Origin of the sequence: Thioalkalivibrio sp. ALE22 (assembly GCF_000381445.1) — a bacterium.
In the GTDB taxonomy this organism is placed as follows: domain Bacteria; phylum Pseudomonadota; class Gammaproteobacteria; order Ectothiorhodospirales; family Ectothiorhodospiraceae; genus Thioalkalivibrio.
On sequence record NZ_KB906500.1, the window covers coordinates 161517 to 185043 of the forward strand.

Below are 23527 nucleotides of genomic sequence, written 5' to 3' on the forward strand. Positions count from 1 at the left end.
AATGGCGGGTACCAAACGAGGGCCGACAGCCTGGCTGCCGGCCCTCTGTCTTGCCGGCCTGATCGGGTCCGCCCCCATACAGGCGGACACCTCGATCGGTGAGCTGGAGCCCGAGGCGGACGCGGAGGATCGCATCGCCTATGGCGAGTACGTCCTGCGGGCCGGGGGCTGTGTCACCTGCCACACGGCGGAAGACGGCGAGTTTCTGGCCGGCGGGCGCCCCATCGAGAGCCCCTTTGGCGTGTTCTACGGGCCCAACATCACGCCGGATCCGGAACACGGCATCGGCGGATGGTCCGAGGACGACTTCAAGCGCGCGCTCCAGCAGGGCCGCGGGCCGGACGGACGGCATTACTATCCCGCGTTTCCGTTTACCTCCTACACCCGCATGAAGGACGAGGACATCGAGGCCTTGTGGGCCTTCCTGCAGGCCGAGGTCGAGCCTGTGGCGCGGGAGAACACGCCGCACGATCTGGTCTGGTACGCGCGGTTCCGGCCGTCCCTGATGGGCTGGAAGTGGCTGCATTTCGAGCCGGGGGCCTTCGAACCCGACCCGGACGAATCGGAGCCGTGGAACCGCGGCGCCTACCTGACCCTGGCCCTCGGCCACTGCATGGAGTGCCACACCCCGCGCACTCGGACCGGCGGTCTCGACCTGGAGCGGCTGGGCGCCGGGGCACGCCTGCCGGACGGGGACGTCGCCTCGAACATCACCCCGGATCGCGAGACCGGCATCGGACGCTGGGGCGAACGCCATATCGCCCGCTACCTGGAGATGGGCCTGACCCGCGACGGCGACTTTGCCGGCGGCGCCATGGCCGACGTGATCGACCACGGCACCGCTCATCTGACCGACGAAGACCGCCGCGCGATTGCCGTCTACCTGCAGTCGCTGGAGCCCCTCGAGCACGAGCCAGAGTAGGGTAACGGGACCGTAACCCCCCAAACGAAAAAAGCCAGGTCATGGTGACCTGGCTTTTTCTTTGTCTGGCTCCCCGGGACGGGCTCGAACCGCCGACCTAGTGATTAACAGTCACCCGCTCTACCGACTGAGCTACCGGGGAATTGGGCGCAAATCCTAATCGGGCGGGGCGGGGGCGTCAAGGAAAATCTGGCCGCCCGACGCGTTTCGCCGCCGTACCCGGCGTCAGTGGTGGCGCGCCACGAACTCGCGCAGGCGCTCCAGGGCCTTGTCGAGCTGGTCCACGCTGGTGGCGAACGAGACACGCACATGGCCCGGCGCGCCGAAGGCGCTCCCCGGAACCAGGGCCACGCCCACCTCGTCCAGCAGCTGCTTGGTCAGGGCGACGTCGGTGTCGATATCGGCTGCCGCCATCAGGCCGGTGACGCGAGGGAAGCAGTAGAAGGTGCCGTCCGGCATGAGGCAGTCGATCCCCTCGATGGCATTGAGGCCGTCCACGACGTGGCGAGCGCGCTCGGCGAAGGCCGAACACATGGCCACCACGCAGCCCTGGTCGCCGTTCAATGCGGCCTCGGCGCCGGCCTGGGCAATGGAGGTCGGATTGGAGGTGCTTTGCGACTGAATCTTCTTCATCGCCGCGATCAGGTTCTTAGGACCACCGGCGTAGCCGATGCGCCAGCCGGTCATCGCATAGGCCTTGGATACGCCATTCAGCACCACGGTGCGCTCGAGCAGATCCGGGGCGACGTTGACGATGTTCACGAACGGCGCCGAGCCAAACCGGATATGTTCGTACATGTCATCCGTGGCAATGACCACTCGGGGGTGGCGCCGCAGCACCTCGGCCAGTTCGGTCAACTCGGCGGCCGAATACGCCGCGCCCGTGGGATTGGACGGGCTGTTCAGGAACACCAGGCGGGTGTTCGGGGTGATCGCGGCCTCCAGCTGTTCCCCGGTGATGCGGAAGCCGGCGTCCTGCTCGGCGCTGACGATCACCGGGCGCGCCCCGGCCAGCAGGGCGATATCCGGGTAGGACACCCAGTAGGGGGCGGGGATCACGACCTCGTCCCCGGGATTCAGCAGGGCCTGGCAGAGATTGAAGATGCTCTGCTTGCCACCGGAGGACACCAGGATCTGGTCAGGGGTGAACGTCAGGCCGTTGTCGCGATCGAATTTGCGGATGATGGCCGCCTTGAGGCTGGCCGTACCGTCCACCGGAGTGTACTTGGTTTCTCCGCGGGCAAGCGCGTCCACCGCCGCCTGCTTGATATGCTCGGGGGTATCGAAATCCGGTTCTCCGGCCCCCAGCCCGACGATGTCCCGCCCCTCCGCGCGAAGCTGAGCGGCCAGCGCGCTGACGGCGAGAGTGGGGGAGGGCTGGATGCGCTGGACGCGGTCGGAAAGCTCGATATCCAAGGGGTAGGCCTCTGTGTGATCGGGTCGATGGGCCGCGCGGGCGGTCGGGGCGAAATGATACTGAAATCAGGCGCGGAGGATAAGGTGCAGCCAGGCGAAGGCGAACAATTCAAGGTCGTATCGGAGTATCAGCCGGCGGGCGATCAGCCGACGGCGATCCGCGCGCTGACCGAAGGGCTGGAGGCCGGCCTCGCGCACCAGGTGCTGCTCGGCGTAACCGGATCGGGCAAGACCTTCACCATCGCCAACGTGATCGAGCAGGTACAGCGCCCCACCATCATCCTGGCACCCAACAAGACGCTTGCGGCGCAGTTGTACGGGGAATTCAAGGAGTTCTTCCCGCAAAACACGGTGGAGTACTTCGTTTCCTACTACGACTACTACCAGCCGGAGGCCTACGTCCCGTCGTCGGACACCTACATCGAGAAGGACGCCTCGATCAACGATCACATCGAGCAGATGCGCCTGTCCGCCACCCGTGCGCTGCTGGAGCGGCGCGACGCAATCATCGTGGCCTCGGTGTCGGCCATCTACGGCCTGGGCGACCCGCGCAAGTATCTGTCGATGGTGCTGCACGTCGAGCGCGGCGACCGGATCGACCAGCGCGACCTGCTGCGGCGTCTGGCGGAACTGCAGTACACCCGCAACGACACCGAACTGCGGCGCGCCACCTACCGCGTACGCGGCGAGGTGATCGACATCCACCCGGCAGAATCCGACAGCGAGGCGGTGCGCATCGAGCTGTTCGACGACGAGGTGGAGCGGCTGTCGTACTTCGACCCGCTCACCGGCGAACAGCTGCGCACGGTGCCGCGTCTTACGATCTACCCCAAGACGCACTACGTAACCCCGCGCGAGACCCTGCTGGAGGCCGTGGACCACATCCGCGACGAACTCAAGGAGCGCCTGGAATTCCTGCGCAAGGAGGATCGGCTGGTCGAGGCCCAGCGCCTGGAGCAACGCACGCTGTTCGACCTGGAGATGATCCTGGAGATCGGGTACTGCAACGGGATCGAAAACTATTCGCGCTACCTCTCCGGACGCGCGCCGGGGGAACCACCGCCGACGTTCTTCGATTACCTGCCCAAGGATGCGTTATTGGTGATCGACGAGTCCCACGTGTCCGTGCCGCAGGTCGGTGGGATGTACAAGGGCGACCGCTCGCGCAAGGAGACCCTGGTGGAATACGGCTTCCGCCTGCCATCGGCTCTGGACAACCGTCCGCTGCGCTTCGAGGAGTTCGAGGACCTGATGCCGCAGACCATCTACGTCTCGGCCACCCCGGGTCCGTACGAGCGCGAACATGCCGGGGCGATTGTCGACCAGGTGGTCCGCCCGACCGGGCTGCTCGACCCGGAACTGGAGGTCCGTCCGGCCGGTACGCAGGTGGACGACGCCCTCTCGGAGGTGCGCGATCGCGTCGAACGCGACGAACGGGTGCTGATTACCACCCTGACCAAGCGCATGGCCGAGGACCTCACGGACTACCTCACCGAACACGGCGTGCGCGTGCGCTATCTGCACTCGGATATCGACACGGTGGAACGCATGGAGATCATCCGCGACCTGCGGCTGGGCGAGTTCGACGTCCTGGTCGGCATCAACCTGCTGCGCGAGGGGCTGGATATGCCCGAGGTCTCCCTAGTGGCGATCCTGGACGCGGACAAGGAGGGCTTCCTGCGCTCCGACCGCTCGCTGATCCAGACCATTGGCCGCGCCGCGCGCAACGTGAACGGCAAGGCCATCCTCTACGCCGACAAGATCACCGGCTCCATGCAACGCGCCATCGACGAGACCGAGCGCCGCCGGGCCAAGCAGATCGAGCACAACGAGGCCCACGGGATCACGCCCCAGGGCATCCGCAAGAACATCGCGGACATCCTCGAGGCGCGCAACGCCACGCCCGGTTCCGGCGGCCGGCGCGGGCGGAAGGTCGCGGAGGAGGGCGCCGACTACCTGGGGGCGCCGGAGAACGCGGCGAAGGAGATCGAGCGCCTCGAACAGGAGATGTTCGCCAAGGCCCGCGACCTCGAATTCGAGGAGGCGGCCCGCATCCGCGACCGCATCGAGAAGCTCAAGGCACTCGCCTTTCTCCCCGAAGCCTCGCTATCCTGAAAAGATGGCTCCCGCGGGAGCGCCGATTCGAGCCTTTGATTGATGTCCCAGAACGATCCCTTGCCCCTGGGTCCGGTGATGCTCGACGTCGCCGGAATCGAACTCACCCCGGAAGATCGCGAACGCCTGCGACATCCCGCCACCGGCGGGGTGATCCTGTTTGCCCGCAATGCCGGCACGCCGACGCAGATCCAGGCGCTGGTCGCCGCGATCCGCGCCGAGCGCCCCGGCATCCTGATCGCCGTGGATCAGGAAGGCGGGCGGGTGCAGCGCCTGCGCGAGGGCTTCACCGCGATCCCGCCCATGCGCCAGCTGGGCCACGTCTACGACTACGACCGCAACAAGGCCTGTGAACTGGCGCATGCGACCGGCGAGCTGCTCGCGCGGGAACTGCGCGCACTGGATATCGATTTCAGTTTCACGCCCGTCCTCGACCGCGATCTGGAGATCAGTGACGTCATCGGCGACCGGGCGTTTCATTACGACCCGGACGTGATCGCACGCCTCGCCGGCGAACTGATCCGGGGCCTGGCTGCCGCCGGCATGGCCGCGGTCGGCAAGCACTTCCCGGGGCACGGTGCCGTGAAGGCGGATTCCCATGTCGCGCTGCCGGTCGATGATCGCCCCCTGTCCGAAATCGAGAATCAGGATCTCGAGGCCTTCCGGCCCGTGCTTGGAGATCTCGAGGGGATCATGCCGGCGCACGTCCTGTACCCTCAGGTCGACGGCTATCCCGCCGGATTCTCGCGTGTCTGGCTGCAGGACATCCTCCGCCGCGAACTGCGCTATCGCGGCGCCATCCTCAGCGATGACCTGGCGATGGCCGGCGCCGAGGGGATCGGCGACCCCGCGGAACGGGCGGCCGCCGCACGCGCCGCCGGCTGCGACATGGTGCTGATCTGCAACGAGCCGGAACAGGCCGACCGGATCCTGGAGGCCCAGGTGGATCAGCCCCTGTCCGCCGAGTCGGCGCGCCGCCTGGAACGCCTGCGCGCACGGCCCGTCGATGCCGATCCAAACCGCCTCCCGGCGCTTCGCGCGCAGCTCGATCGCTGGCTCCGCGCAAGCCAGCTCGCCACCGCCTGAACCGTGCCGGGCGGCGCATTGGCGCCCGCGCGTCGAGGCGCCTATAATGCGCCACCGGTCTGCGATTGAGCAGCTAGTAATATTCACACTCACCACTGAAGTTGGAGATCCAAAATGGCCGACAAGCTCCTGATCGTCATGGTCAACACCGACCCGAGCAACGCTTCCGAACTGGGTGCCCCGTTCTTCCAGGCCACTGTCGCCGCCGCGATGGAATACGACGTTGAAGTCGTGATGACCGGTCGTGCCGGCGAACTCGCCAAGAAGGGCGTGGCCGAAAACCTGTTCGTGCAGGAAGGCTCCAGCAAGAGCGTCTACGACTTCATGAAGGATGCCCACGAGGCCGGCGTCGTGATGAAGGTCTGCACCCCGACCCTGGATCTGTGGGGCAACGACCTGATCCCGGAAATCGAGGAAACCGTGGGCGGCGCCTACGTGATCTCCGAAGCGATGGACGACGACACGGTGACCTTCACCTACTAAGGTCCTCGACCTTCGTCTGCCAGCCGGCCGGCCCTTGTGCCGGCCGGTTGCGTTTCCGGGGTCCGGAATTTGCGAGCTTGCCTCGCTCCGGATGCTCGGACATGATTTCCCGCACCGACACCCCCAGGACATGCCATGAGCCCGGAACAGGCGCGAGCCACGCTGCGTGATGCCGACTGTCTCTTCAGCCGTGACGCCGTCGAGACCGCGATCGACCGTCTGGCCGAACGCACGGCGGTCGCGCTGAAGGACCGCAATCCGCTGGTGATGGGCGTGATGAACGGGGGTGTGGTGCTGATGGGCGGGCTGCTGACGCGCTGGTCGTTCCCGATGCAGGTCGACTACCTGCATGCCACGCGGTATCGCGGCGGCACCCGCGGCGGCGACCAGCTGCACTGGCTGGCGCGTCCCCAGGCGGCCCTGCGGGACCGTACCGTCGTGATCGTCGACGATATCCTCGACGGCGGCATTACCCTGGAAGGCATCAAGACCTTCTGCGAAGAGCAGGGCGCCCGGCAGGTCGTCTCCATCGTCCTGGTCGACAAGCACAACCCCGACCGGGATCCGGCAATCACCGTCGACTACGCGGCCCTGGAGGCGCCCAACCGCTACCTTTTCGGGTACGGTATGGACTACCAGGACTACCTGCGCAACGCGCCCGGTATCTTCGCCGTGGCCGACCACTAGGGAAGCACTGAGTAATGTCCGCACCCCGCATCGCCGTCATCGGCGGCACTGGTCTAACCCGACTGAAAGACCTGCAGATCACCCGACGCCAGGTGATGCACACGCCCTATGGGGAGCCCTCCGGCCCGCTGGTTTTTGGCCGGCTGAACGACATCGAGATCGTGTTCCTCCCGCGCCACGGGGCGCGCCACACCATCCCGCCACACCAGGTGAACTACCGGGCCAATATCTGGGCACTGCACAACGCCGGTATCGACAACGTGGTCGCCGTCGCCGCGGTCGGCGGGATCACCGAGGAGATGAAGCCGGGGGTGGTCGCGATCCCGGACCAGATCATCGACTACACCTGGTCACGCGCGAACACGTTTTTCGAAGGCGGTGACCTGGAAGAGGTCACGCATATCGACATGACCTGGCCATACAACGAGGCGGTTCGCCAGACCCTGATCCGGGCAATCGACGAACTCGGGATCGAGGCGGTGGAGCACGGGACCTACGGTGCCACACAGGGACCCCGCCTGGAGACGGCCGCGGAGATCGACAGACTGGAACGCGACGGCTGCGACCTGGTCGGCATGACCGGCATGCCCGAGGCGGCCCTGGCGCGCGAACTGGGCCTCAACTACGCCTGCTGCGCCGTGATCGCCAACTGGGCCGCCGGCCGGGCGGAGGGCGAGATCACCATGGACGACATCGCGGCCAATCTGGATGTGGGCATGACGCGGGTCAAACAGATCCTGACCCACGTGATCAGCAGTCTTTCCTGAGAACCGCCGGAGCCCGGCCAAGGCCGGATTCGGGCCCGGACGGGCAAGACCGGGGGAGATACCGGCGACTGACCTGAAACCCGCCAACCGTCGCTCACCTCGGATTTAACATAATATGTATTATGCGTCGTTATGGGTACAACTGTACGGCGCGAGGCTCGCCCTCAATCCCTGGCGAAGTGCCCGGGTTGTCGCCGGATCAGGCGTGCACGGCCTTCTCGATCCCCTCGGCCATCACCTCCACCAGAAAGTCGATCTGGTCTTCGGTGATGACATATGGCGGCATCAGGTAGCTCACGTTCCCCAGCGGTCGCAGCAAGGCACCGCGGGTCAGCCCGTGGCGATAGATGTGCAGGCCGCGGCGTTCCTGCCACGGGTATGGCGTACGGGTCGCCTTGTCCTGCACCAGTTCCACCGCCGCGATCATGCCGTGCTGGCGCACGTCGGCGACGTGCGGATGCGCCTTCAGAGGTTCCAGTCGTTTCGCGATATGTTTGGCAAGTTGACGGTTTTGCTCGATAACCGGATCGGCCTGGAAGATGTCGAGTGTCGCCAGTGCCGCCCTGCACGCCAGCGGATTCCCGGTGTAGGAATGCGAGTGCAGGAACATGTTGAGCTTTTCGTAATCGTCGTAGAACGCCTGGTAGATCGAGTCCGTGGTGAGCACCGCGGCCATGGGCAGATAGCCGGCGGTCAGCCCCTTCGACAGGCACAGGAAATCGGGCGTGATCGGCCCCTGTTCGCAGGCGAACAGCGTGCCGGTGCGGCCAAAGCCCACGGCAATCTCGTCGGCGATCAGGTGCACGCCGTGGCGGTCGCAGGCCGCGCGCAACAGGCGCAGATACTCCGGATCGTACATGCGCATATGGCCGGCGCATTGCACCAGCGGCTCGATGATGACCGCGGCCACCTCGTCGCCATGCGCCGCCAGGGCCTCCTCCATGTGAGCGAACTGCCGCCGGGCGACGTCGGCGCAGTTCTCGCCCGCCTCGCGCTCGAAGCAGTCGGGCGCCGGGACGGTGATCACGTCCAGCATCAGTGGCTCGTAGGTGGCGCTGTACAGCGGCACGTCACTGACCGAAAGCGCGCCCAGTGTCTCGCCGTGATAGCTGTTGGAAAGGCGGATGAATCGGGTCTTCCGCGGGCGGCCGACGTTGCGCCAGTAATGGAAGCTCATCTTCAGCGCGACCTCGACCCCGGCGCTGCCATTGTCCGCGAGGAAGACCCGCTCCAGGCCGTCCGGGGTGATGTCGATCAGGCGCTCGCAGAGTTCGACCACCGGTTCGTGGGTGCAGCCCGCAAGGATCACGTGCTCCAGCCGGTCCAGCTGGTCCTTGACCGCATCGCCGATTCGCGGATTGGCATGACCGAAGAGATTGACCCACCAGGAACTGATCGCGTCCAGGTAGCGGTTGCCGTCGAAGTCGTACAACCAGACGCCCTCCCCGCGCTGGATCGGGAGCAGCGGGAGGGTGCCCTCCTCGCCGTAATCCTTCATCTGGGTGCAGGGATGCCAGAGGGCGCGCAGGTCGCGTTGCTTCAGGGTGTTGTTGTCCATGGAGCGTATTGTGCCAAAGCCGCTCGCATAGAAGGCGGTTACTGACCGGATTCGGCCTTCATCGCGGCCCGTTCGTCCTCGAAGAAGAAGCGCTCCTCGCCAAAGGCCGGCTCCAGCTGATCCAGCCAGGTGGCCTGGTCGTCATAACGCGCGAAGAAGGGCCGCTGTACCCAGTCGGGATTGCGCGCCTGGATGAAGCGCAGCACGAATACCTTCTCGCCCTGGATCTCCGCCACGCCCTGGATCTCGACCTTGCCGGGTTCCGCGCTCATCGAGGGGCCCCGGGCGGTGCGACCCAGTCCGGAAACCTGCTGCATGGCCTCGCGATAGATCTCCCAGGCCCGGGCCAGTGGCACCTCGAAATAGCGTCGGGCGCCGGTGTCGCGCTCGACGAACATGTAGTACGGGATGATCCCCAGGCGGACCTCTTCTCGCCACAGATCCGCCCATGCGCCCGGGTCATCGTTGATGTGCCGCAGCAACGGACCCTGGGCACGAATCTCGGCGCCGGTATCCCGGACGCGGCGGATCGCCTCGCGCGCGATCGGGGTACGCAGCTCGTGGGGATGGTTGTAATGGGCCATCAGCGCCACATGTTTCCCCGCCTCCGCGAGTCGCTCCAGGAGGTGCAGGAGCTCGTCCGCGTCACTGTCCGTGACAAAGCGATAGGGCCAGAACGTCAGGGCCTTGGTGCCGATACGGACGGTCTGGACATGGGCCAGATCCGGCTCCAGCAATCCCTCCAGGTAGGCCTTCAGGTGCTTGGTTTTCATCACCAGCGGGTCGCCGCCCGTCATCAGCAGGTCGCTGATCTCCGTGTGGCTGCGCAGGTAGTCGTGCAGCAATCCGGCATCGGTACTGGCGATCCGCAGTTCCTTGTCTCCGACAAACTGGGCCCAGCGAAAGCAGAAGGTGCAATAGCTGTGGCAGGTCTGCCCCTGTCCGGGGAAGAACAGGACCGTCTCGCGGTACTTGTGCTGCAGCCCGTTGATCACCTCGCCGGCTTCCTCGCTGGGCCGGTTGAGTTCCAGCTGGCCGGCGGGATGCGGGTTCAGGTCCTCGCGCAGTTCACGCGCCAGGGCCTGGATCTCGCCACGTGATGCACCCTTTCGGTGGAGATCGGCCATACGCTCGAAGGCCCCCGGTTCCAGCATCTCCCGCTGCGGGAAGGTCAGCTGGAACATCGGGTCGTCGGGGACGCGATCCCAGTCGATCAGTTCCTCGATCACGTAGTCGTTGACCCGGAACGGCAGCACGCTGGCGACCACGCGCATTTCGAACCGCATGGCCTCCGGCAGCGCCGCGACCGCCGGAATACGATCGAGCGAACGGTCATTGAAGACCCGGAATTCGCGCGACTCGACGGCCCCGAGCTCGGGGTCCCGATAGAACTGGACAACGGAATTCATCCGTCCCTCCTGTACTGGCAAGGTGCAAAACGGCGCAGCGCCTGCGGGAGGCCGGAAGGCGCGGTGGACGAGGCCATGCGGCCGCTGCGAGGGTCCGTTCACCAAACCCGATGACATGGATTGAGGCGCAGACCCGGGGTATTCAGGGTGCCGGCAAATTAACAACTTGCCCGGGGAATCACAACAAGCGCCTGACACGCGGCACCGGTCACGGCGGCTCTGGCGCGCAAACGGTGTTCTACGGGCCGCCCGACTGGGTTACCCTTCGGGCCCGGCCCAGGAGGATCGCATGCACCCGGAATTTCCGCAGGAAGGGATTATCCATCTCAACCATGCCGCCGTCGGCCCATGGCCGCGACGCACCGAGGAGGCGGTCTGCCAGTTCGCCCATACGAACGTCGTCCATGGTTCGCGCGACTACCTCCAGTGGCTGCGGCATGTCGATGCAACCCGGGCGCTCGCCCGCACGCTGATCGGCGCCCCGTCGGCCGAGGATATCGCCTTCGTCAAGAACACCTCGGAGGCGCTGTCGATGGTGGCCTTCGGCCTCGACTGGTGCCCGGGCGACAACGTCGTGTTCCCGGCCCACGAGTTTCCGTCCAACCGCGTGGTCTGGCTGGCCGCGGCCGAGCGCTTCGGCATCGAGGCCCGCGAGGTGCCGGTTGGTCCGGAGCCGGAACGCGATCTTCTGGCCGCCTGCGACGGGCATACGCGCCTGGTCGCCACCAGCGCGGTACGCTACGACTCCGGGATGCGCATCGACATCCAGGCGCTGGGCGCTGAACTGCGCGCGCGCAGCATCCTGTTCTGCGTCGACGCGATCCAGCACCTGGGCGCCCTGCCCTTTGATGCGCCCGGTTGTCATGCCGATTTCGTGATGGCGGATGCGCACAAGTGGATGCTGGCGCCGGAGGGGATCGGGGTGTTCTACGTGAACCCGGAGGCGCGCGAGCAGCTGACGCTGCAGGAATACGGCTGGAACATGCTGGCGCATGCCGGTGACTTCTCCAACCCCGGCATCGAACCAGCCACCAGCGCCCGGCGGTTTGAGCCGGGCAGCCCGAATATGCTGGGGATTCACGCCCTGCACGCCAGCCTGTCGCTGCTGCTGGAGACCGGGCTCGAGACCATCGACCACGAAATCCGCGAGCACTGGCTGCACCTGGAGGACGGATTGCGCAGCCAGGGATGCCGCATCCTGACACCGCGCGGCCGGCGCGCCGGCATCCTCACCTTCCGGCCACCGGTGGACGATCTGGATGCGCTGTATGCCCGGCTTCAGGGGTACGGGGTGCTGTGTGCCCTGCGCGGCGGCGGGATCCGCTTTGCACCCCACTTCTATCTGACGCGGGAGCAGATCGACCGCGCGCTGGAGTGCCTGGCCGAGGCCATCCGCGAGAACGCGGCTGCAGGCGTACGCTGAGGGTGGCGGATGCGGGTCGACAAGGGGACCCGGACGCGGCGAGCTGCGGCGGGTGACGGTCTCGAACGGCAAGCCCGCCCGAACACCCTGGCCTTTGCCCGGCGGCTAGAACGTGTGGGTCTTGCGGTCCGAGTTCAGCATACCGCCCAGGTGCTCCTCGATACGGCGGTGGGTCACGCCCTTGTCGGACTTGTTGAACTGCACGCCGATGCCGCGCAGGCGGTTGCCCTGCGCCCGTGGCGGGGTGATCCAGACTACCGTGCAGGGCGTCGGCAGGCGGTCCGAATCCTCCAGCAGTGACAGCAGCAGGAAGACTTGATCCCCGAGCTTGTAGGCCTTGTCGGTCGGGATGAACAGCCCGCCATTGGTCACGAACGGCATGTACGCCGCATACAGCGCGGGTTTTTCCTTGATTGCCAAGGTGAGCATGCCCTGCCCGGCCATAGACCCTCCCGTGTGACCTGATTACGTGCTGGGCCAAGGAGTATCGCCCATCGATGCGATCGCGCGCCACCCCGTAGCCGCTCGCGGCGTGAGTTATGCAGCTACTTCGCCTGGAAATTCAGGGCGATATCCTCCATGCGCAGCTGCGGGTTCAGCTGACGGCTCGCCTGGCGTTGCCAGACCAGCGCCCGCGCGGACAGCTCGGCCAGGCGTCGCGCGCCGGCACGCCGGGCAAAGCCCTCCAGAAGATCGCGCGGGAATTGCCGGCCAAAGGCATCCGGCTCGCCGTTGACCGCCAGACGCTGGGCCGACACCAGCAGGGCCTGGATACGCGGGATCAGGGATTCCGGCAGGCTGCGCTGCAGGGTGGCGGCCATCACGTGCACGCTGGCACCACGCAACAACGCGGTCAGGGCTTCGCGGTCCTGTTCCCAGCGGCCCATGCGTTCGGGGTCGGTCAGGATCTCGCGGGCGGCCAGCGGTCGCCCGAGGCTGGCCGCGTAGGCCTCGTCCACCGCTGCCGGGTCATCCGAGAACCCGCGCAGCCAGGTCGTCGCGTCCGCCGGGGCCGGATTGGCGATCTCGATGGTCTGACAGCGGCTGCGGATCGTCGCCGGCAGGCGCGCGGGCTGCGCCGCCTCGAGGATCAGCATCGCCCCGGTCGGTGGTTCTTCCAGGGTCTTGAGCAAGGCATTTGCGGCATTCGCGTTCAGGGCGTCGGCCGGGCGGATGATCACGGAGCGCAGATCCCCCGACCCGGACAGCGACAGGAAGTCGATCGCCTCGCGGGCCGCGGCGATCAGGATCTCCTTCCCGGCCTCCTCCGGTTCCAGGGCCATCACCTCCGGGTGCACACCGGTACTGAAGCTGCGGCAGGCGTTACACTCGCCGCAGGCCGCTTCCTCGCCGCTGGCGCGCTGGCACAACAGTGCCTGAACCAGTGCGGTGGTCAGCAGGGCCTTGCCCACCCCGGTCGCGCCGTGGATCAGCAGACCGGTGGGCAGGCGGCCGTCACGTCCGCGCCGGACCAGTCCGCTCCACGGCGCCTGCAGCCAGGGTGGCAGCGCCTCCCGGGTGTCGGTTCCCTCCATCCTTCAGCCGCCCCCCAGCGCGTGCAGCGGCAGGCGCTCCCGCACGCCCGCCAGGATCCGCTCGGCCACGGTGTCCGGATCCGCCGCTCCATCGACCACCAGGTATCGGTTGGGGGCCTTTGCCGCGCGCTGGCGATACGCCTCGCGCGCGCGCTCGAAGAAGTCCAGCGCCTCTCGCTCGATCCGGTCACGGCGCCCCCGCTGCACCGCCCGTTCCAGTCCGGTCTCGGGGGCAATATCCAGCAGGATCACCAGATCCGGCCGCAGCTCGCCCTGCAACCAGTCTTCCAAACGGGCCACTCGGTGGTCGCCCAGGCCCCTCCCCGCGCCCTGGTAAGCGAAGGAGGCGTCGGTAAAGCGGTCGCTGAGCACCCAGTCGCCCGCGTCCAGGGCTGGCCGGATGATCTCGGCCAGATGCTGGGCCCGCGCCGCGAACATCAGCAACAATTCCGCCTCCGGGCACATCCCGGGCAGATCCGGATCCAGCAGCAACCCGCGCAGGCGCTCGCCCAGCGCGGTTCCGCCCGGCTCGCGCGTGACGCGCAGGCTGTGGCCGGCGGCGCGCAATCGAGCCTCCAGCCGCTCGATCTGGGTGGTCTTGCCCGAGCCTTCGATGCCCTCAAGCACCAGGAAACGACCAGGATGGGGTGAGCGATCCATGCGCAGGGGCTCCCGTTAGCGGTTGCGGATGCCGTAGCGGCTGCCGTCCCCGCCCAGCTGGTAGCGGATCACGGCCTCGCGGTGTTCGCGATAGGTCTGGGAGAAATGATGGCTGCCATCGCCGCGCGAAACAAAGAACAGGTCGTCGGTATCCGCCGGCCGCGCGGCGGCCTCCAGGGCGGCCCGCCCCGGCAGCGCGATCGGCGTCGGGGGCAACCCCGCGCGCGTGTAGGTGTTGTAGGGGTGGTCACGATCCAGCTCGGCACGCGTCAGCCGCTGCACGCCCGGTTCCTGCACGTACAGCAGGGTCGGGTCGGTCTGCAGTCGCATGCCGCGCTTCAGCCGATTCACGAATACGCCCGCTACCCGGTCCCGCTCGTCCCCACGCCCGGTCTCGCGCTCGATGATCGAGGCCAGGATCAGCAGCTCATAGGGGGAATCCACCGGGTGGTCCTCGATACGGCCTTCCCAGGCCCGCTCCAGGTGCAGGCGCATGGCCTGATGGGCGCGCTCCAGCACCGTCAGGGCCTCGGTGCCGGAGCCGAAGAAATAGGTATCCGGAAGAAACCAGCCTTCCGGATGATCCAGGTCCGACAAGCCCAGGGTCTCGAGGAGGTTGTGAACCCCGACCGACTCCGGCGGACCGACCAGCTCCGGATGTTCGCGCAGCGCGCTCAGTGCCTGGCGGATGGTCCAGCCCTCGGGAAAGGTCAGGCGATGCTGGATGACCTCGCCCCGGGCCATCGCGTGCAGCAGATCGCGCGGCGTCATCCCCGGGGTCACTGCGTACTCGCCGGCCTGTAGCCGCGGCGCAAGCCCCTGGCGCCGCCCGTAGACCTCCGCCACCCAGGCGGACTCGATCCAGCCGCGCTCGGCAAACGAGCGGCTGACCGAGCGCAGCCCCTGACCGGATTCAAGCTGGTAGCGGTCCGAGGCGTCCAGCGCCAGGGGCGTGTCCAGTTGTGCCCGGTAGTGTTCGCCCAACCACCAGGCGGTGCCCAGGGCAAGCACGACCACCAGGGCCAGGACGGCGAGACTAATGCGCTTCATGCAACGCGATTCCCATGCGGTAGAGCGGATCATCCTGCCACGCGCGCCCCGGATTGTCCGCTTCAGCCAGCACCGCCGGGGTCATCCCGAGACGTGCATTCGTTATGTAGATACCGTCGGCCTTCCTGATCCGTTCGGTCTCCGGATATTCCTCGACCACGGAGAATCCAAACCCTGCCGCATGATCGAGGATCCAGGCCCGCCGGGTCCCGGCAATCCCGGCCTGGTCGAGCGGGGGCGTCAGCAGCCGCTGCCCCTCGCGCACCCAGAGATTGCCCTGGGTGGCGCTGATCACCCGCCCCAGTGCATCGCAAACGATCGCTTCCTCCCAGCCAGTTTCCCAGTGGCTGCGTACCATCACCTGTTCCAGGCGGCTGGTGTGCTTGAGCCCCGCGAGCGCCGGGTTCACCCCAACGGGGACGGCCGACCAGCCCAGAACCAGGGGGCTCCGGTCGCCGGGTGGCGTGGCGTCCAGCGCGGGCCCGGCACCGACAATCCGCGTGGGTGCCGGATGGGCGGGTGGCGCGTACCCTCGGGGCCCTCCGCCACGCGTAATCGTCACCCGCACCAGGCATTCGGGCCCATGCGCCACCCGGGCCACTTCCTCGAGAATCTGCCCTTCCTCGGGCTCCGGGAAGCCCAGCTGGCGCAGGCCCCGCCACAGCCGAGCCCGGTGGTACGCCCACAATTGCGGCTGGCCCGACCGCACGCGCAGGGTCTCGAACAGGCCATCCCCGAGCAGCAGCCCGCGATCACCCGCCGAGACGTTCTCGTCCGGTTCCCCGTTCACCAGGATCACGAAAGCGCCTCGTTGTGCACGCCCAGCGCCTCCAGAAGACCCCTTGCCTTGTGCCGGGTCTCCTCCAGCTCGCGCTCCGGGTCCGAGTCAGCCACGATGCCGGCACCGGCGCGGAAGCGCAGCTCGTTCCCGTGCGCAACGAGCGTACGGATCAGGATGTTGGTATCCATGCGCCCGTGCCGGCTCACGTAGCCACAGGCGCCGGTATAGGCGCCACGCGGCGCGTACTGCTCCAGTTCCTGGATGATCTGCATGCTGCGAATCTTCGGGCACCCGGTGATGGTGCCGCCGGGGAAGACCGCCCGCAGGACATCAGCGGCCGTGGTCCCGGGGAGCAGGCGCCCGACGATGCTCGAGACAATGTGGTGCACCCGGCGATAGCTCTCGATGGTCATCAGCTCCGCGACCCGCACGCTGCCAATCTCGGCCACCCGCCCGACATCGTTGCGTTCCAGGTCCACCAGCATCACATGTTCGGCCCGCTCTTTAAGATTAAAGTTCAACTCACTGAAAAGACGCCGATCCTTATCGGCGTCCGCATCCCGTCTGCGGGTCCCCGCGATCGGCCGGGTCTCGATTTCGCCCCGCTCTACCGACACCAGGCGTTCCGGCGAGGAGCTGATCACGTGGGCCCCCGGCAACTGCAGCCAGGCGGCGAACGGGGCCGCATTCGCCTGACGCAGGCGCATATACAGCACCGCCGGATCCAGCGGTGCGGCCGCCGTGGCCTGCCATTCCCGCGACAGATTGACCTGGAAGGTATCGCCGGCCCGAATGTACTCGAGGCCGCGAAGTACCGCCTCGCGGTACCGGGCCGGATCCTCCTCCTGCAACGAAAGATCGGGCAACGGGCTGCACGCCGCGTCCGCATCCTCCCGCACCGCCTCCAGGTCCCGCTCGACCTGCGCCCGGCGCTCGGCATCGTCCGTTTCGTCCACGAACCATGTCCGGCCCGCGTGGTGATCACGGATCAGGGCCGCGGGAAAATAGGTCAGTAGCGCATCCGGCAGCCAGGGATCGGACCGGCATTCACCCAGCGCCGGCTCCAGGCCCCAGGACAGCTCGTATCCCGCGTAGAGGAACCACCCTCCGAGGAACGGGAGATGGGCATGGGACGTGTCGTCCGGGGCCAGCTCCGGTACCGCGGACAGGTCCTGGTCCAGCGCCTGCAGGATATCCTCGCCCGCCGCGGTCGAAAGGGTTCGACCGGGAAAGGCAAACAGGATGGAAAAGCGTGCCGGGGCCTGCCCGATGAGGGCCGACTCCAGCAGGTGCGGGTAGCGTTCGGGGAATCGCCGCGCCAGGGCCGCGAAATCGACCCCGGCGGCCAGTGGATGGACCGCCATGGCGGCGCCGCAGCGTCAGATGCTGCGGAACACCAGCGTGCCGTTGGTGCCGCCGAACCCGAAGGAGTTGGACAGGCCGACCTTGGTGCTCATCTCGCGCGCTTCGTTGGCCACATAGTCCAGATCGCAGCCTTCGCTCGGGTTTTCCAGGTTGATGGTCGGCGGCGACACCTGATCGCGCAGGGCCAGCGCCGTGAAAACGCCCTCGATCCCGCCGGCGGCCCCCAGCAGGTGGCCGGTCATCGACTTGGTGGAGTTCACCAGAAGCTTGTAGGCATGGTCGCCGAAGGCCTTCTTCAGCCCCTGGGTCTCCGCCAGGTCGCCCGCCGGCGTCGAGGTCCCGTGCGCGTTGATATACCCGACCTCTTCCGGATTCACGCCGGCATCCTTCAGCGCCCGGTGCATGCACTTGGCGGCGCCGGAGCCATCCTGGATGGGCTGCGTCATGTGGTGGGCATCCGCGTTCCAGGCGAACCCCGCGACCTCGCAGTAGATGTTCGCCCCGCGAGCCTTCGCATGCTCGTACTCTTCCAGCATCATCACGCCAGCACCATCGCTGAGCACGAAGCCGTCACGATCCTGGTCCCAGGGGCGGGAAGCGCGTTCCGGATCGTCGTTGCGGGTGGACAGCGCGCGAGCCGCGGCAAAGCCGCCGATGCCCAGCGGCGTGGTCGCCATCTCGGCCCCGCCGGCCACCATCGCATCGGCGTCGCCGTAGGCGATCATGCGCGCCGCGTCGCCGATGTTGTGGGTGCCGGTGGCACAGGCCGAGACGATGGAGATGTTCGGGCCCTGCAGGTTGCGCATGATGGACAGATTGCCAGCCACCATGTTGATGATCGCACTGGGCACGAAGAATGGCGAGATCTTGCGCGCCCCGCCCTTCAGGTACGCCCCGTAGGAACGTTCGATATACGGCAGACCGCCGATGCCGGAGCCGATCGCGACCCCGATGCGTTCGGCGTTCTCCTCGGTCACCTCCAGTCCGGAGTCGTCCAGGGCCTGCAGCCCCGCGGCCAGCCCGTAGAGGACGAAGGTGTCCATCTTTTTCTGATCTTTCGTCGGGACGTAATCATTGGCCTCGAAATCCCGAACGGCGCCGGAGATCTTCACCGGCATGTCCGAGGCATCGAAGACATCGATGGGGGAAATGCCGCTCTTGCCGGCCTTGATGTTGCTCCAGGCCTTGTCGATAGTGGATCCGACCGGGGACACGATCCCCAGTCCGGTAATCACGACACGTCGCTTAGCCAATGATGTTCTCCTCGAAAGACTGAAATACGCGTTCAGCGAAACGACGAAGGGCCGCCCTGCGCGCAGGAAGGCCCGTTCGCGTCGTCCTGACCGGCGCCCGGAGGCGTCGGATCAGTCCTTCATGTGCTCGTTGATATAGTCGATCGCCTGCTGCACGGTGGTGATCTTTTCCGCCTGCTCGTCGGGGATCTCGGTCTCGAATTCTTCTTCGAGCGCCATCACCAGTTCCACCGTGTCCAGCGAGTCCGCACCCAGGTCGTCAACGAAAGCGGCGGCGTTGGTCACGTCCTCTTCCTTGACTCCCAGTTGCTCGACAACGATCTTCTTGACGCGTTCTTCAATGCTACTCATGGTTCAGAAATCCCCTTCGGTGTGAGGCGGCTTCGTTGAAAGGTCCGCCATTCTAGAGAAAAGCCCCGCCGCGATCTAGCGATCCGTGCAGCGAGCCATGCGGGCGGCACGCGGCCTGCCCGCCGTGATCAATGCATGAACATCCCGCCGTTCACGTGCAGGGTCTCGCCGGTGATGTAACCGGCCTCCTCTGACGCGAGGAAACCCACCGCCGCGGCGATCTCCTCCGGCGCGCCGAGGCGCCCCAGCGGGATCTGGCCCAGCAGGGCCGCTTTCGTGTCATCGCCCAGCTCGCGGGTCATGTCCGTATCGATGAACCCGGGGGCGACCGTGTTCACCGTGATACTGCGGCTGCCGACCTCGCGCGCCAGCGACCGGGCAAACCCGGCCAGGCCCGCCTTGGCCGCCGCATAGTTGGTCTGTCCCGCGTTGCCGGTGGAGCCGACCACCGACCCGATCAGGATGATACGGCCGCGGCGCAGCTTCATCATGCCCTTCAGCAGGCGCTGGGTCAGGCGCACGGCGGCGGAGAGGTTGGTGTCGATGATCGCATCCCACTCCTCGTCCTTCATGCGCATGAAAAGGTTGTCGCGGGTAATGCCGGCGTTGTTCACCAGCACCTCGATCGGGCCTTCCTGCGCCTGGATCGCCTGCAGGCCGGCGGCGACGGAATCGGCGTCGGTGACGTCCATGGCGATGCCGCGGCCGCCCCATTCCTTCAGGGCCTCGGTGATCCGCTCGGCGCCGGCGTCACTGGTGGCGGTGCCTACCACCTGCAGGCCCTGCTCGGCCAGACGCCGGGCGATGGCGGCGCCAATGCCGCGGCTGGCGCCGGTTACCAGGGCTACACGTTTGCTGTCAGACATGGTTGTGCCTTTGCTTCATGTGAGAGGGAGTCGCGAACCGCGGCGGCGCGAGCGCGCTCAGGATGCGTCCGACCCCAGGCGTTCCAGGGTGGCGTTCAGCGTGTCGCGATCGGCGACATCGAACAATTCCAGATCGCGGTCGATGCGCTTGGCCAGTCCGGTCAGCACGCGCCCGGGCCCGCACTCGACCTGCACCGCCACGCCCTGCTCGCGCAGACCGCGAATGGTCTCGACCCAGCGCACGGGCCGGTACAGCTGCGCGGCCAGGTTGTCCTTGATGGTCTCCGCCGAATCCGCCGGCGCGGCCGTCACATTCTGCCAGACCGGGATGCTCGGCGAGCTGAAGCGGGTGCTGTCCAGCGCGGCCTGCAGGCGCTCGGCCGCCGGCTGCATCAGGGCGCAGTGCGAGGGAACCGAGACCGGAAGCTTCAGGGCGCGCTTGGCGCCGGCGTCCTTCGCCGCCCCCACCGCACGGTCCACCGCCGCGGCATTACCCGCGATGACCACCTGGCCCGGGGCGTTCAGATTGACCGCCTCCAGCACCTCGCCACCCGCATGCTCGCTGCAAAGGGCCTGCACCGCGGCATCGTCGAGCCCGAGGATCGCGGCCATCGCGCCCTCGCCTTCCGGGACCGCCGCCTGCATCGCCCGGGCGCGTTCCGCGACCAGCCGTACCGCATCGGGGAAGCGCAGCACGCCCGCGGCCACCAGGGCGCTGTACTCGCCGAGACTGTGACCGGCAACCGCCTGCGGGCGCGCGGTGGTCTGCTCGCTCAGCAGTCGCCAGGCGGCAACCCCCGCGGCCAGCATCACCGGCTGGGTCCATTCGGTCTGGTTCAGCTGCTCGACCGGGCCGTGTTGGCACAGGCTCCAGAGATCGGCGTCGAGGCAGTCCGACGCCTCCTGAAAGGTGTCACGGACAATGGCATGGTCGTCGCCCAGATCGGCCAGCATGCCGGTGGACTGGGACCCCTGGCCGGGAAAAACGGCTGCCCAAGAAGTTGTCATTCGCAATGGTCTCGCGCGTGAAAGCGCGCGTAGTGTAGGCGGTCAGGGAAATCGCGGCAAACGCTGCGGCCGGCTCGTTCCACACGCGCGCCGCGGCCCTCGCCCCGTCGATCCACGCCGTGGACCGGCCCTGCGAGGCGCGCCATGACTTGTGTTCCGCTGGTGCATCCGGATAATGTCGCCACCTTGATTCAATACGAGAGGAACTGTATGGCGAAGGAAGACGAAATCGAGCTGGAGGGTACCGTCGTCGAGACGCTCCCGAACACCACCTTCCGGGTGGAGCTCGAAAATGGGCACACGATCACGGCGCACATCTCCGGCAAGATGCGCAAGCATTACATCCGGATCCTGCGCGGCGACAAGGTGATCGTGCAGATGACGCCCTATGACCTGACCAAGGGTCGCATCGTCTACCGCAACAAGTAAGTTCGCCTCTCCAACGAAGAAGCCCCGGCAGGACCGGGGCTTCTTCATTTGCGGGCCCTTGCGCGGGCCCGGTTATGCCAGCACGCCGCATCAGGACGACACGGCCGTCTCCTGGATATCCAGCTCCAGCCCGGACTCGCCCAGTCGGACCACCACCTCGCCGCCGTGCGCCAGACGGCCGAACAGCAGCTCGTCGGCCAGCGGCTTCTTGATGTGCTCCTGCAGGGTGCGGGCCATCGGTCGCGCACCCATCTTGACGTCGTAGCCATGCTCGGCCAGCCAGGCCCGGGCGTCCGGCTCCACCGTCAGGTGGACCTTCTTCTCGTCGAGCTGGGCCTGCAGCTGAGTCAGGAACTTGTCGACCACATTGAGGATGGTCGCCTCGTCCAGCGGCCCGAACTGGATGGTCGCATCCAGCCGGTTGCGGAACTCCGGCGTAAAGGTCCGCTTGATCGCCTCCATCGCATCGCTGGAGTGGTCCTGCTGGGTAAAGCCCACCGACGGGCGGCTGGCCTGCTCGGCACCGGCGTTGGTGGTCATCACCAGGATCACATTGCGGAAGTCCACCTCGCGTCCGTTGGCATCCGTCAGCGTGCCGTGGTCCATGACCTGCAGGAGCACATTGAAGACGTCCGGGTGAGCCTTCTCGATCTCGTCCAGCAGCAGCACGGAATGCGGATGCTTCAGGATGGCGTCAGTGAGCAGCCCGCCCTCGTCATACCCCACATAGCCGGGCGGTGCCCCGATCAGGCGGGAGACCGTGTGGCGCTCCATATACTCGGACATGTCGAACCGCGCCAGGTGGATGCCCATCTGCTGCGCCAGCTGACGGGTGACCTCGGTCTTGCCGACCCCCGTCGGCCCGGCAAACAGGAACGAGCCGATCGGCTTGTCCATGTCGCCCAGACCGGAGCGTGCCATCTTGATGGCTGTCGCCAGGGTGCCGATCGCCTCGTCCTGGCCAAACACGGTCATCTTCAGGTTGCGGTCGAGGTTGCGCAGGGTCTCCTTGTCGGAGCTGGAAACCGACTTCGGCGGGATGCGCGCGATCTTCGCCACGATACTCTCGATATCCTGCACACCGATGGTCTTCTTGCGCTGGCTGGCCGGCTGCAGCTGGCGGCTGGCCCCGGCCTCGTCGATCAGGTCGATCGCCTTGTCCGGCAGGAAGCGGTCGGTGATGTAACGGTCGGCCAGCTCCGCCGCCGCCCGCAGCGCCGGCTTGGTAAACCGTACGTTGTGGTGCAGCTCGAAGCGGGATTTCAGACCGCGCAGGATCTGCTCGGTCTCGTCGACCGTCGGCTCGGGCACCTCGATCTTCTGGAAACGCCGCGCCAGGGCGCGATCCTTCTCGAAGATGCCGCGGTATTCCTGGTAGGTCGTGGAACCGATGCACTTCAGCTCGCCCGAGGCGAGCATCGGCTTGATCAGGTTGGAGGCATCCATCACCCCGCCGGAGGCCGCGCCGGCCCCGATGATGGTGTGAATCTCGTCGATGAACAGCACCGCCCCCGGCTCCTTCTTGAGCTGGGCCAGAACGCCCTTCAGGCGCTTCTCGAAGTCGCCGCGGTATTTGGTCCCCGCGACCAGCGCCCCCAGGTCCAGGGCATAGACGGTCGCGGATTCGATCGCCTCGGGCACCTGCTCGTCGACGATGCGCCGCGCCAGACCCTCGGCAATGGCGGTCTTGCCGACCCCGGCCTCACCGACCAGCAACGGGTTGTTCTTCCGCCGGCGGCAGAGGATCTGGATGGTGCGTTCGATCTCGTGATCGCGCCCGATCAGCGGGTCGATCTCGTCCTTGCGCGCCTTGTCGTTGAGGTTGGTGGCATAGAGCTGCAGCGCGTTGGTCTTTTCCTCGCGCTCGCCCTCCACCGGCTCGGCCTGGGACTCGTTCGGGTTCGGCTGCGCCCCGAGTTCGTCCTCACCCACCTTGGAGATCCCGTGCGAGATGAAGTTGACGACATCCAGGCGCGAGATGTTCTGCTGCCCCAGCACGTACAGCGCCTGGCTGTCCTGTTCGCCGAACAGGGCCACCAGGACGTTGGCGCCGGAGACCTCCTTGCGTCCGCTGGACTGCACATGAAACACGGCCCGCTGCAGCACGCGCTGGAAGCCCAGCGTCGGCTGCGTCTCGCGCGAATCGTTCGGCGGGATGCGCGGCGTGTTCTCGTCGATATAGGCCTCCAGCTCGTCGCGGATGCGATCGAGATCGCCCCCGCAGGCCCGCAGCACCGTGGCCGCGCTGGGATTCTGCGCCAGCGCCATCAGCAGATGCTCAACGGTCACGAACTCGTGACGTTTTTCGCGGGCCTCCTTGAAGACCATGTTCAGGCTGAATTCGAGTTCCTTGTCGAGCATGG

22 protein-coding genes and 1 tRNA gene are annotated in these 23527 nt (G+C 66.8%); 8 read left to right on the plus strand and 15 right to left on the minus strand.

The genetic code is table 11. From position 1 onward, the window contains the following. Nucleotide 1 precedes the first annotated feature (1 nt). Nucleotides 2-922, plus strand: coding sequence for a cytochrome c (locus tag F793_RS0102445; protein ID WP_018875474.1), 921 nt, complete (start codon nt 2-4; stop codon nt 920-922). A 66-nt stretch (nt 923-988) separates the two neighbouring features. On the opposite strand, the gene F793_RS0102450 is transcribed toward F793_RS0102445, so the two are convergent. Both F793_RS0102450 and F793_RS0102455 read right to left on the minus strand, forming a co-directional pair. Beyond that, nucleotides 989-1064, minus strand: a tRNA-Asn gene (locus tag F793_RS0102450). Between the two features lie 83 nt (nt 1065-1147). After that, nucleotides 1148-2338 (minus strand): pyridoxal phosphate-dependent aminotransferase, encoded by a 1191-nt coding sequence (locus tag F793_RS0102455; RefSeq protein ID WP_018880637.1) that lies wholly within the window; start codon nt 2336-2338, stop codon nt 1148-1150. 84 nt (nt 2339-2422) lie between these two features. On the opposite strand from F793_RS0102455, the gene uvrB reads away from it, so the two are divergent. From uvrB to F793_RS0102480, 5 genes are all read left to right on the plus strand, one after another. Then, nucleotides 2423-4453 (plus strand): excinuclease ABC subunit UvrB, encoded by a 2031-nt coding sequence (gene uvrB, locus F793_RS0102460; protein WP_018882090.1) that lies wholly within the window; start codon nt 2423-2425, stop codon nt 4451-4453. A 42-nt stretch (nt 4454-4495) separates the two neighbouring features. After that, on the plus strand, nt 4496-5539 hold the full coding sequence (gene nagZ / locus F793_RS0102465) for a beta-N-acetylhexosaminidase (protein WP_018882089.1): 1044 nt from the start codon (nt 4496-4498) through the stop codon (nt 5537-5539). 114 nt (nt 5540-5653) lie between these two features. Further along, nucleotides 5654-6022, plus strand: coding sequence for a DsrE family protein (locus tag F793_RS0102470; RefSeq protein WP_018866315.1), 369 nt, complete (start codon nt 5654-5656; stop codon nt 6020-6022). A gap of 135 nt (nt 6023-6157) precedes the next feature. After that, nucleotides 6158-6709 carry a hypoxanthine-guanine phosphoribosyltransferase gene (locus tag F793_RS0102475; protein ID WP_018882088.1) on the plus strand — a complete coding sequence of 184 codons (552 nt, stop codon included), beginning with the start codon at nt 6158-6160 and terminating at the stop codon, nt 6707-6709. A 14-nt stretch (nt 6710-6723) separates the two neighbouring features. Beyond that, nucleotides 6724-7476 (plus strand): S-methyl-5'-thioinosine phosphorylase, encoded by a 753-nt coding sequence (locus F793_RS0102480; RefSeq protein ID WP_018875478.1) that lies wholly within the window; start codon nt 6724-6726, stop codon nt 7474-7476. A 199-nt stretch (nt 7477-7675) separates the two neighbouring features. On the opposite strand, the gene F793_RS0102485 is transcribed toward F793_RS0102480, so the two are convergent. Then, nucleotides 7676-9034, minus strand: a complete 1359-nt coding sequence (locus F793_RS0102485; RefSeq protein WP_018882087.1) for an adenosylmethionine--8-amino-7-oxononanoate transaminase — start codon at nt 9032-9034, stop codon at nt 7676-7678. A gap of 38 nt (nt 9035-9072) precedes the next feature. After that, the gene (locus F793_RS0102490; RefSeq protein ID WP_018882086.1) at nt 9073-10443 is read right to left on the minus strand and encodes a KamA family radical SAM protein; all 1371 of its coding nucleotides are present in this window, start codon (nt 10441-10443) and stop codon (nt 9073-9075) included. Between the two features lie 289 nt (nt 10444-10732). On the opposite strand from F793_RS0102490, the gene F793_RS0102495 reads away from it, so the two are divergent. Then, nucleotides 10733-11866, plus strand: coding sequence for an aminotransferase class V-fold PLP-dependent enzyme (locus tag F793_RS0102495; protein WP_018877399.1), 1134 nt, complete (start codon nt 10733-10735; stop codon nt 11864-11866). A 105-nt stretch (nt 11867-11971) separates the two neighbouring features. On the opposite strand, the gene F793_RS0102500 is transcribed toward F793_RS0102495, so the two are convergent. From F793_RS0102500 to fabD, 10 genes are all read right to left on the minus strand, one after another. Then, a complete protein-coding gene (locus tag F793_RS0102500) occupies nt 11972-12310 on the minus strand; it encodes a PilZ domain-containing protein (RefSeq protein WP_017941553.1) in 339 nt (112 codons plus the stop codon). Between the two features lie 101 nt (nt 12311-12411). Beyond that, entirely contained in the window at nt 12412-13401 is a 990-nt protein-coding gene (locus F793_RS0102505; RefSeq protein ID WP_018882085.1) for a hypothetical protein, read from the minus strand. 3 nt (nt 13402-13404) lie between these two features. Next, entirely contained in the window at nt 13405-14061 is a 657-nt protein-coding gene (tmk, locus tag F793_RS0102510) for a dTMP kinase (RefSeq protein ID WP_018882084.1), read from the minus strand. 15 nt (nt 14062-14076) lie between these two features. Continuing rightward, nucleotides 14077-15111 carry an endolytic transglycosylase MltG gene (mltG, locus tag F793_RS0102515; RefSeq protein ID WP_018882083.1) on the minus strand — a complete coding sequence of 345 codons (1035 nt, stop codon included), beginning with the start codon at nt 15109-15111 and terminating at the stop codon, nt 14077-14079. Beyond that, a complete protein-coding gene (gene pabC, locus F793_RS0102520) occupies nt 15098-15910 on the minus strand; it encodes an aminodeoxychorismate lyase (RefSeq protein ID WP_018882082.1) in 813 nt (270 codons plus the stop codon). Before pabC ends, mltG begins: the two co-directional genes overlap by 14 nt. Beyond that, complete coding sequence (locus F793_RS0102525) at nt 15907-17256, minus strand: aminodeoxychorismate synthase component I (RefSeq protein ID WP_018882081.1); 1350 nt, start codon at nt 17254-17256, stop codon at nt 15907-15909. The genes pabC and F793_RS0102525 overlap by 4 nt, the downstream gene beginning before the upstream one ends. A gap of 15 nt (nt 17257-17271) precedes the next feature. Next, nucleotides 17272-18492, minus strand: coding sequence for a beta-ketoacyl-ACP synthase II (gene fabF / locus F793_RS0102530; protein ID WP_018877405.1), 1221 nt, complete (start codon nt 18490-18492; stop codon nt 17272-17274). A 129-nt stretch (nt 18493-18621) separates the two neighbouring features. Continuing rightward, a complete protein-coding gene (gene acpP, locus F793_RS0102535) occupies nt 18622-18861 on the minus strand; it encodes an acyl carrier protein (RefSeq protein ID WP_017941560.1) in 240 nt (79 codons plus the stop codon). Nucleotides 18862-18989: 128 nt separating this feature from the next. Next, nucleotides 18990-19727, minus strand: a complete 738-nt coding sequence (gene fabG, locus F793_RS0102540; RefSeq protein WP_018866327.1) for a 3-oxoacyl-ACP reductase FabG — start codon at nt 19725-19727, stop codon at nt 18990-18992. A gap of 57 nt (nt 19728-19784) precedes the next feature. Next, nucleotides 19785-20735 (minus strand): ACP S-malonyltransferase, encoded by a 951-nt coding sequence (fabD, locus tag F793_RS0102545; RefSeq protein WP_081618670.1) that lies wholly within the window; start codon nt 20733-20735, stop codon nt 19785-19787. A 210-nt stretch (nt 20736-20945) separates the two neighbouring features. Between fabD and infA the strand changes: the two genes are divergently transcribed. Next, a complete protein-coding gene (infA, locus tag F793_RS0102550) occupies nt 20946-21164 on the plus strand; it encodes a translation initiation factor IF-1 (protein ID WP_012982660.1) in 219 nt (72 codons plus the stop codon). 90 nt (nt 21165-21254) lie between these two features. Here the strand turns inward: infA and clpA are convergent, their stop codons facing one another. Next, the gene (gene clpA / locus F793_RS0102555) at nt 21255-23525 is read right to left on the minus strand and encodes an ATP-dependent Clp protease ATP-binding subunit ClpA (RefSeq protein WP_018866329.1); all 2271 of its coding nucleotides are present in this window, start codon (nt 23523-23525) and stop codon (nt 21255-21257) included. Between the last annotated feature and the right edge of the window lie 2 nt (nt 23526-23527).

What these genes read in the sequence shown, in the direction of transcription:
- F793_RS0102445 (WP_018875474.1), top strand. Translation starts at nt 2, where the DNA reads ATGGCGGGTACCAAACGAGGGCCGACAGCCTGGCTGCCGGCCCTCTGT.
- nagZ (WP_018882089.1), top strand. Translation starts at nt 4,496, where the DNA reads ATGTCCCAGAACGATCCCTTGCCCCTGGGTCCGGTGATGCTCGACGTC.
- F793_RS0102470 (WP_018866315.1), top strand. Translation starts at nt 5,654, where the DNA reads ATGGCCGACAAGCTCCTGATCGTCATGGTCAACACCGACCCGAGCAAC.
- F793_RS0102475 (WP_018882088.1), top strand. Translation starts at nt 6,158, where the DNA reads ATGAGCCCGGAACAGGCGCGAGCCACGCTGCGTGATGCCGACTGTCTC.
- F793_RS0102480 (WP_018875478.1), top strand. Translation starts at nt 6,724, where the DNA reads ATGTCCGCACCCCGCATCGCCGTCATCGGCGGCACTGGTCTAACCCGA.
- F793_RS0102485 (WP_018882087.1), bottom strand. Translation starts at nt 9,034, where the DNA reads ATGGACAACAACACCCTGAAGCAACGCGACCTGCGCGCCCTCTGGCAT.
- F793_RS0102490 (WP_018882086.1), bottom strand. Translation starts at nt 10,443, where the DNA reads ATGAATTCCGTTGTCCAGTTCTATCGGGACCCCGAGCTCGGGGCCGTC.
- F793_RS0102495 (WP_018877399.1), top strand. Translation starts at nt 10,733, where the DNA reads ATGCACCCGGAATTTCCGCAGGAAGGGATTATCCATCTCAACCATGCC.
- F793_RS0102500 (WP_017941553.1), bottom strand. Translation starts at nt 12,310, where the DNA reads ATGGCCGGGCAGGGCATGCTCACCTTGGCAATCAAGGAAAAACCCGCG.
- F793_RS0102505 (WP_018882085.1), bottom strand. Translation starts at nt 13,401, where the DNA reads ATGGAGGGAACCGACACCCGGGAGGCGCTGCCACCCTGGCTGCAGGCG.
- tmk (WP_018882084.1), bottom strand. Translation starts at nt 14,061, where the DNA reads ATGGATCGCTCACCCCATCCTGGTCGTTTCCTGGTGCTTGAGGGCATC.
- mltG (WP_018882083.1), bottom strand. Translation starts at nt 15,111, where the DNA reads ATGAAGCGCATTAGTCTCGCCGTCCTGGCCCTGGTGGTCGTGCTTGCC.
- F793_RS0102525 (WP_018882081.1), bottom strand. Translation starts at nt 17,256, where the DNA reads ATGGCGGTCCATCCACTGGCCGCCGGGGTCGATTTCGCGGCCCTGGCG.
- acpP (WP_017941560.1), bottom strand. Translation starts at nt 18,861, where the DNA reads ATGAGTAGCATTGAAGAACGCGTCAAGAAGATCGTTGTCGAGCAACTG.
- fabG (WP_018866327.1), bottom strand. Translation starts at nt 19,727, where the DNA reads ATGTCTGACAGCAAACGTGTAGCCCTGGTAACCGGCGCCAGCCGCGGC.
- fabD (WP_081618670.1), bottom strand. Translation starts at nt 20,735, where the DNA reads ATGACAACTTCTTGGGCAGCCGTTTTTCCCGGCCAGGGGTCCCAGTCC.
- infA (WP_012982660.1), top strand. Translation starts at nt 20,946, where the DNA reads ATGGCGAAGGAAGACGAAATCGAGCTGGAGGGTACCGTCGTCGAGACG.
- clpA (WP_018866329.1), bottom strand. Translation starts at nt 23,525, where the DNA reads ATGCTCGACAAGGAACTCGAATTCAGCCTGAACATGGTCTTCAAGGAG.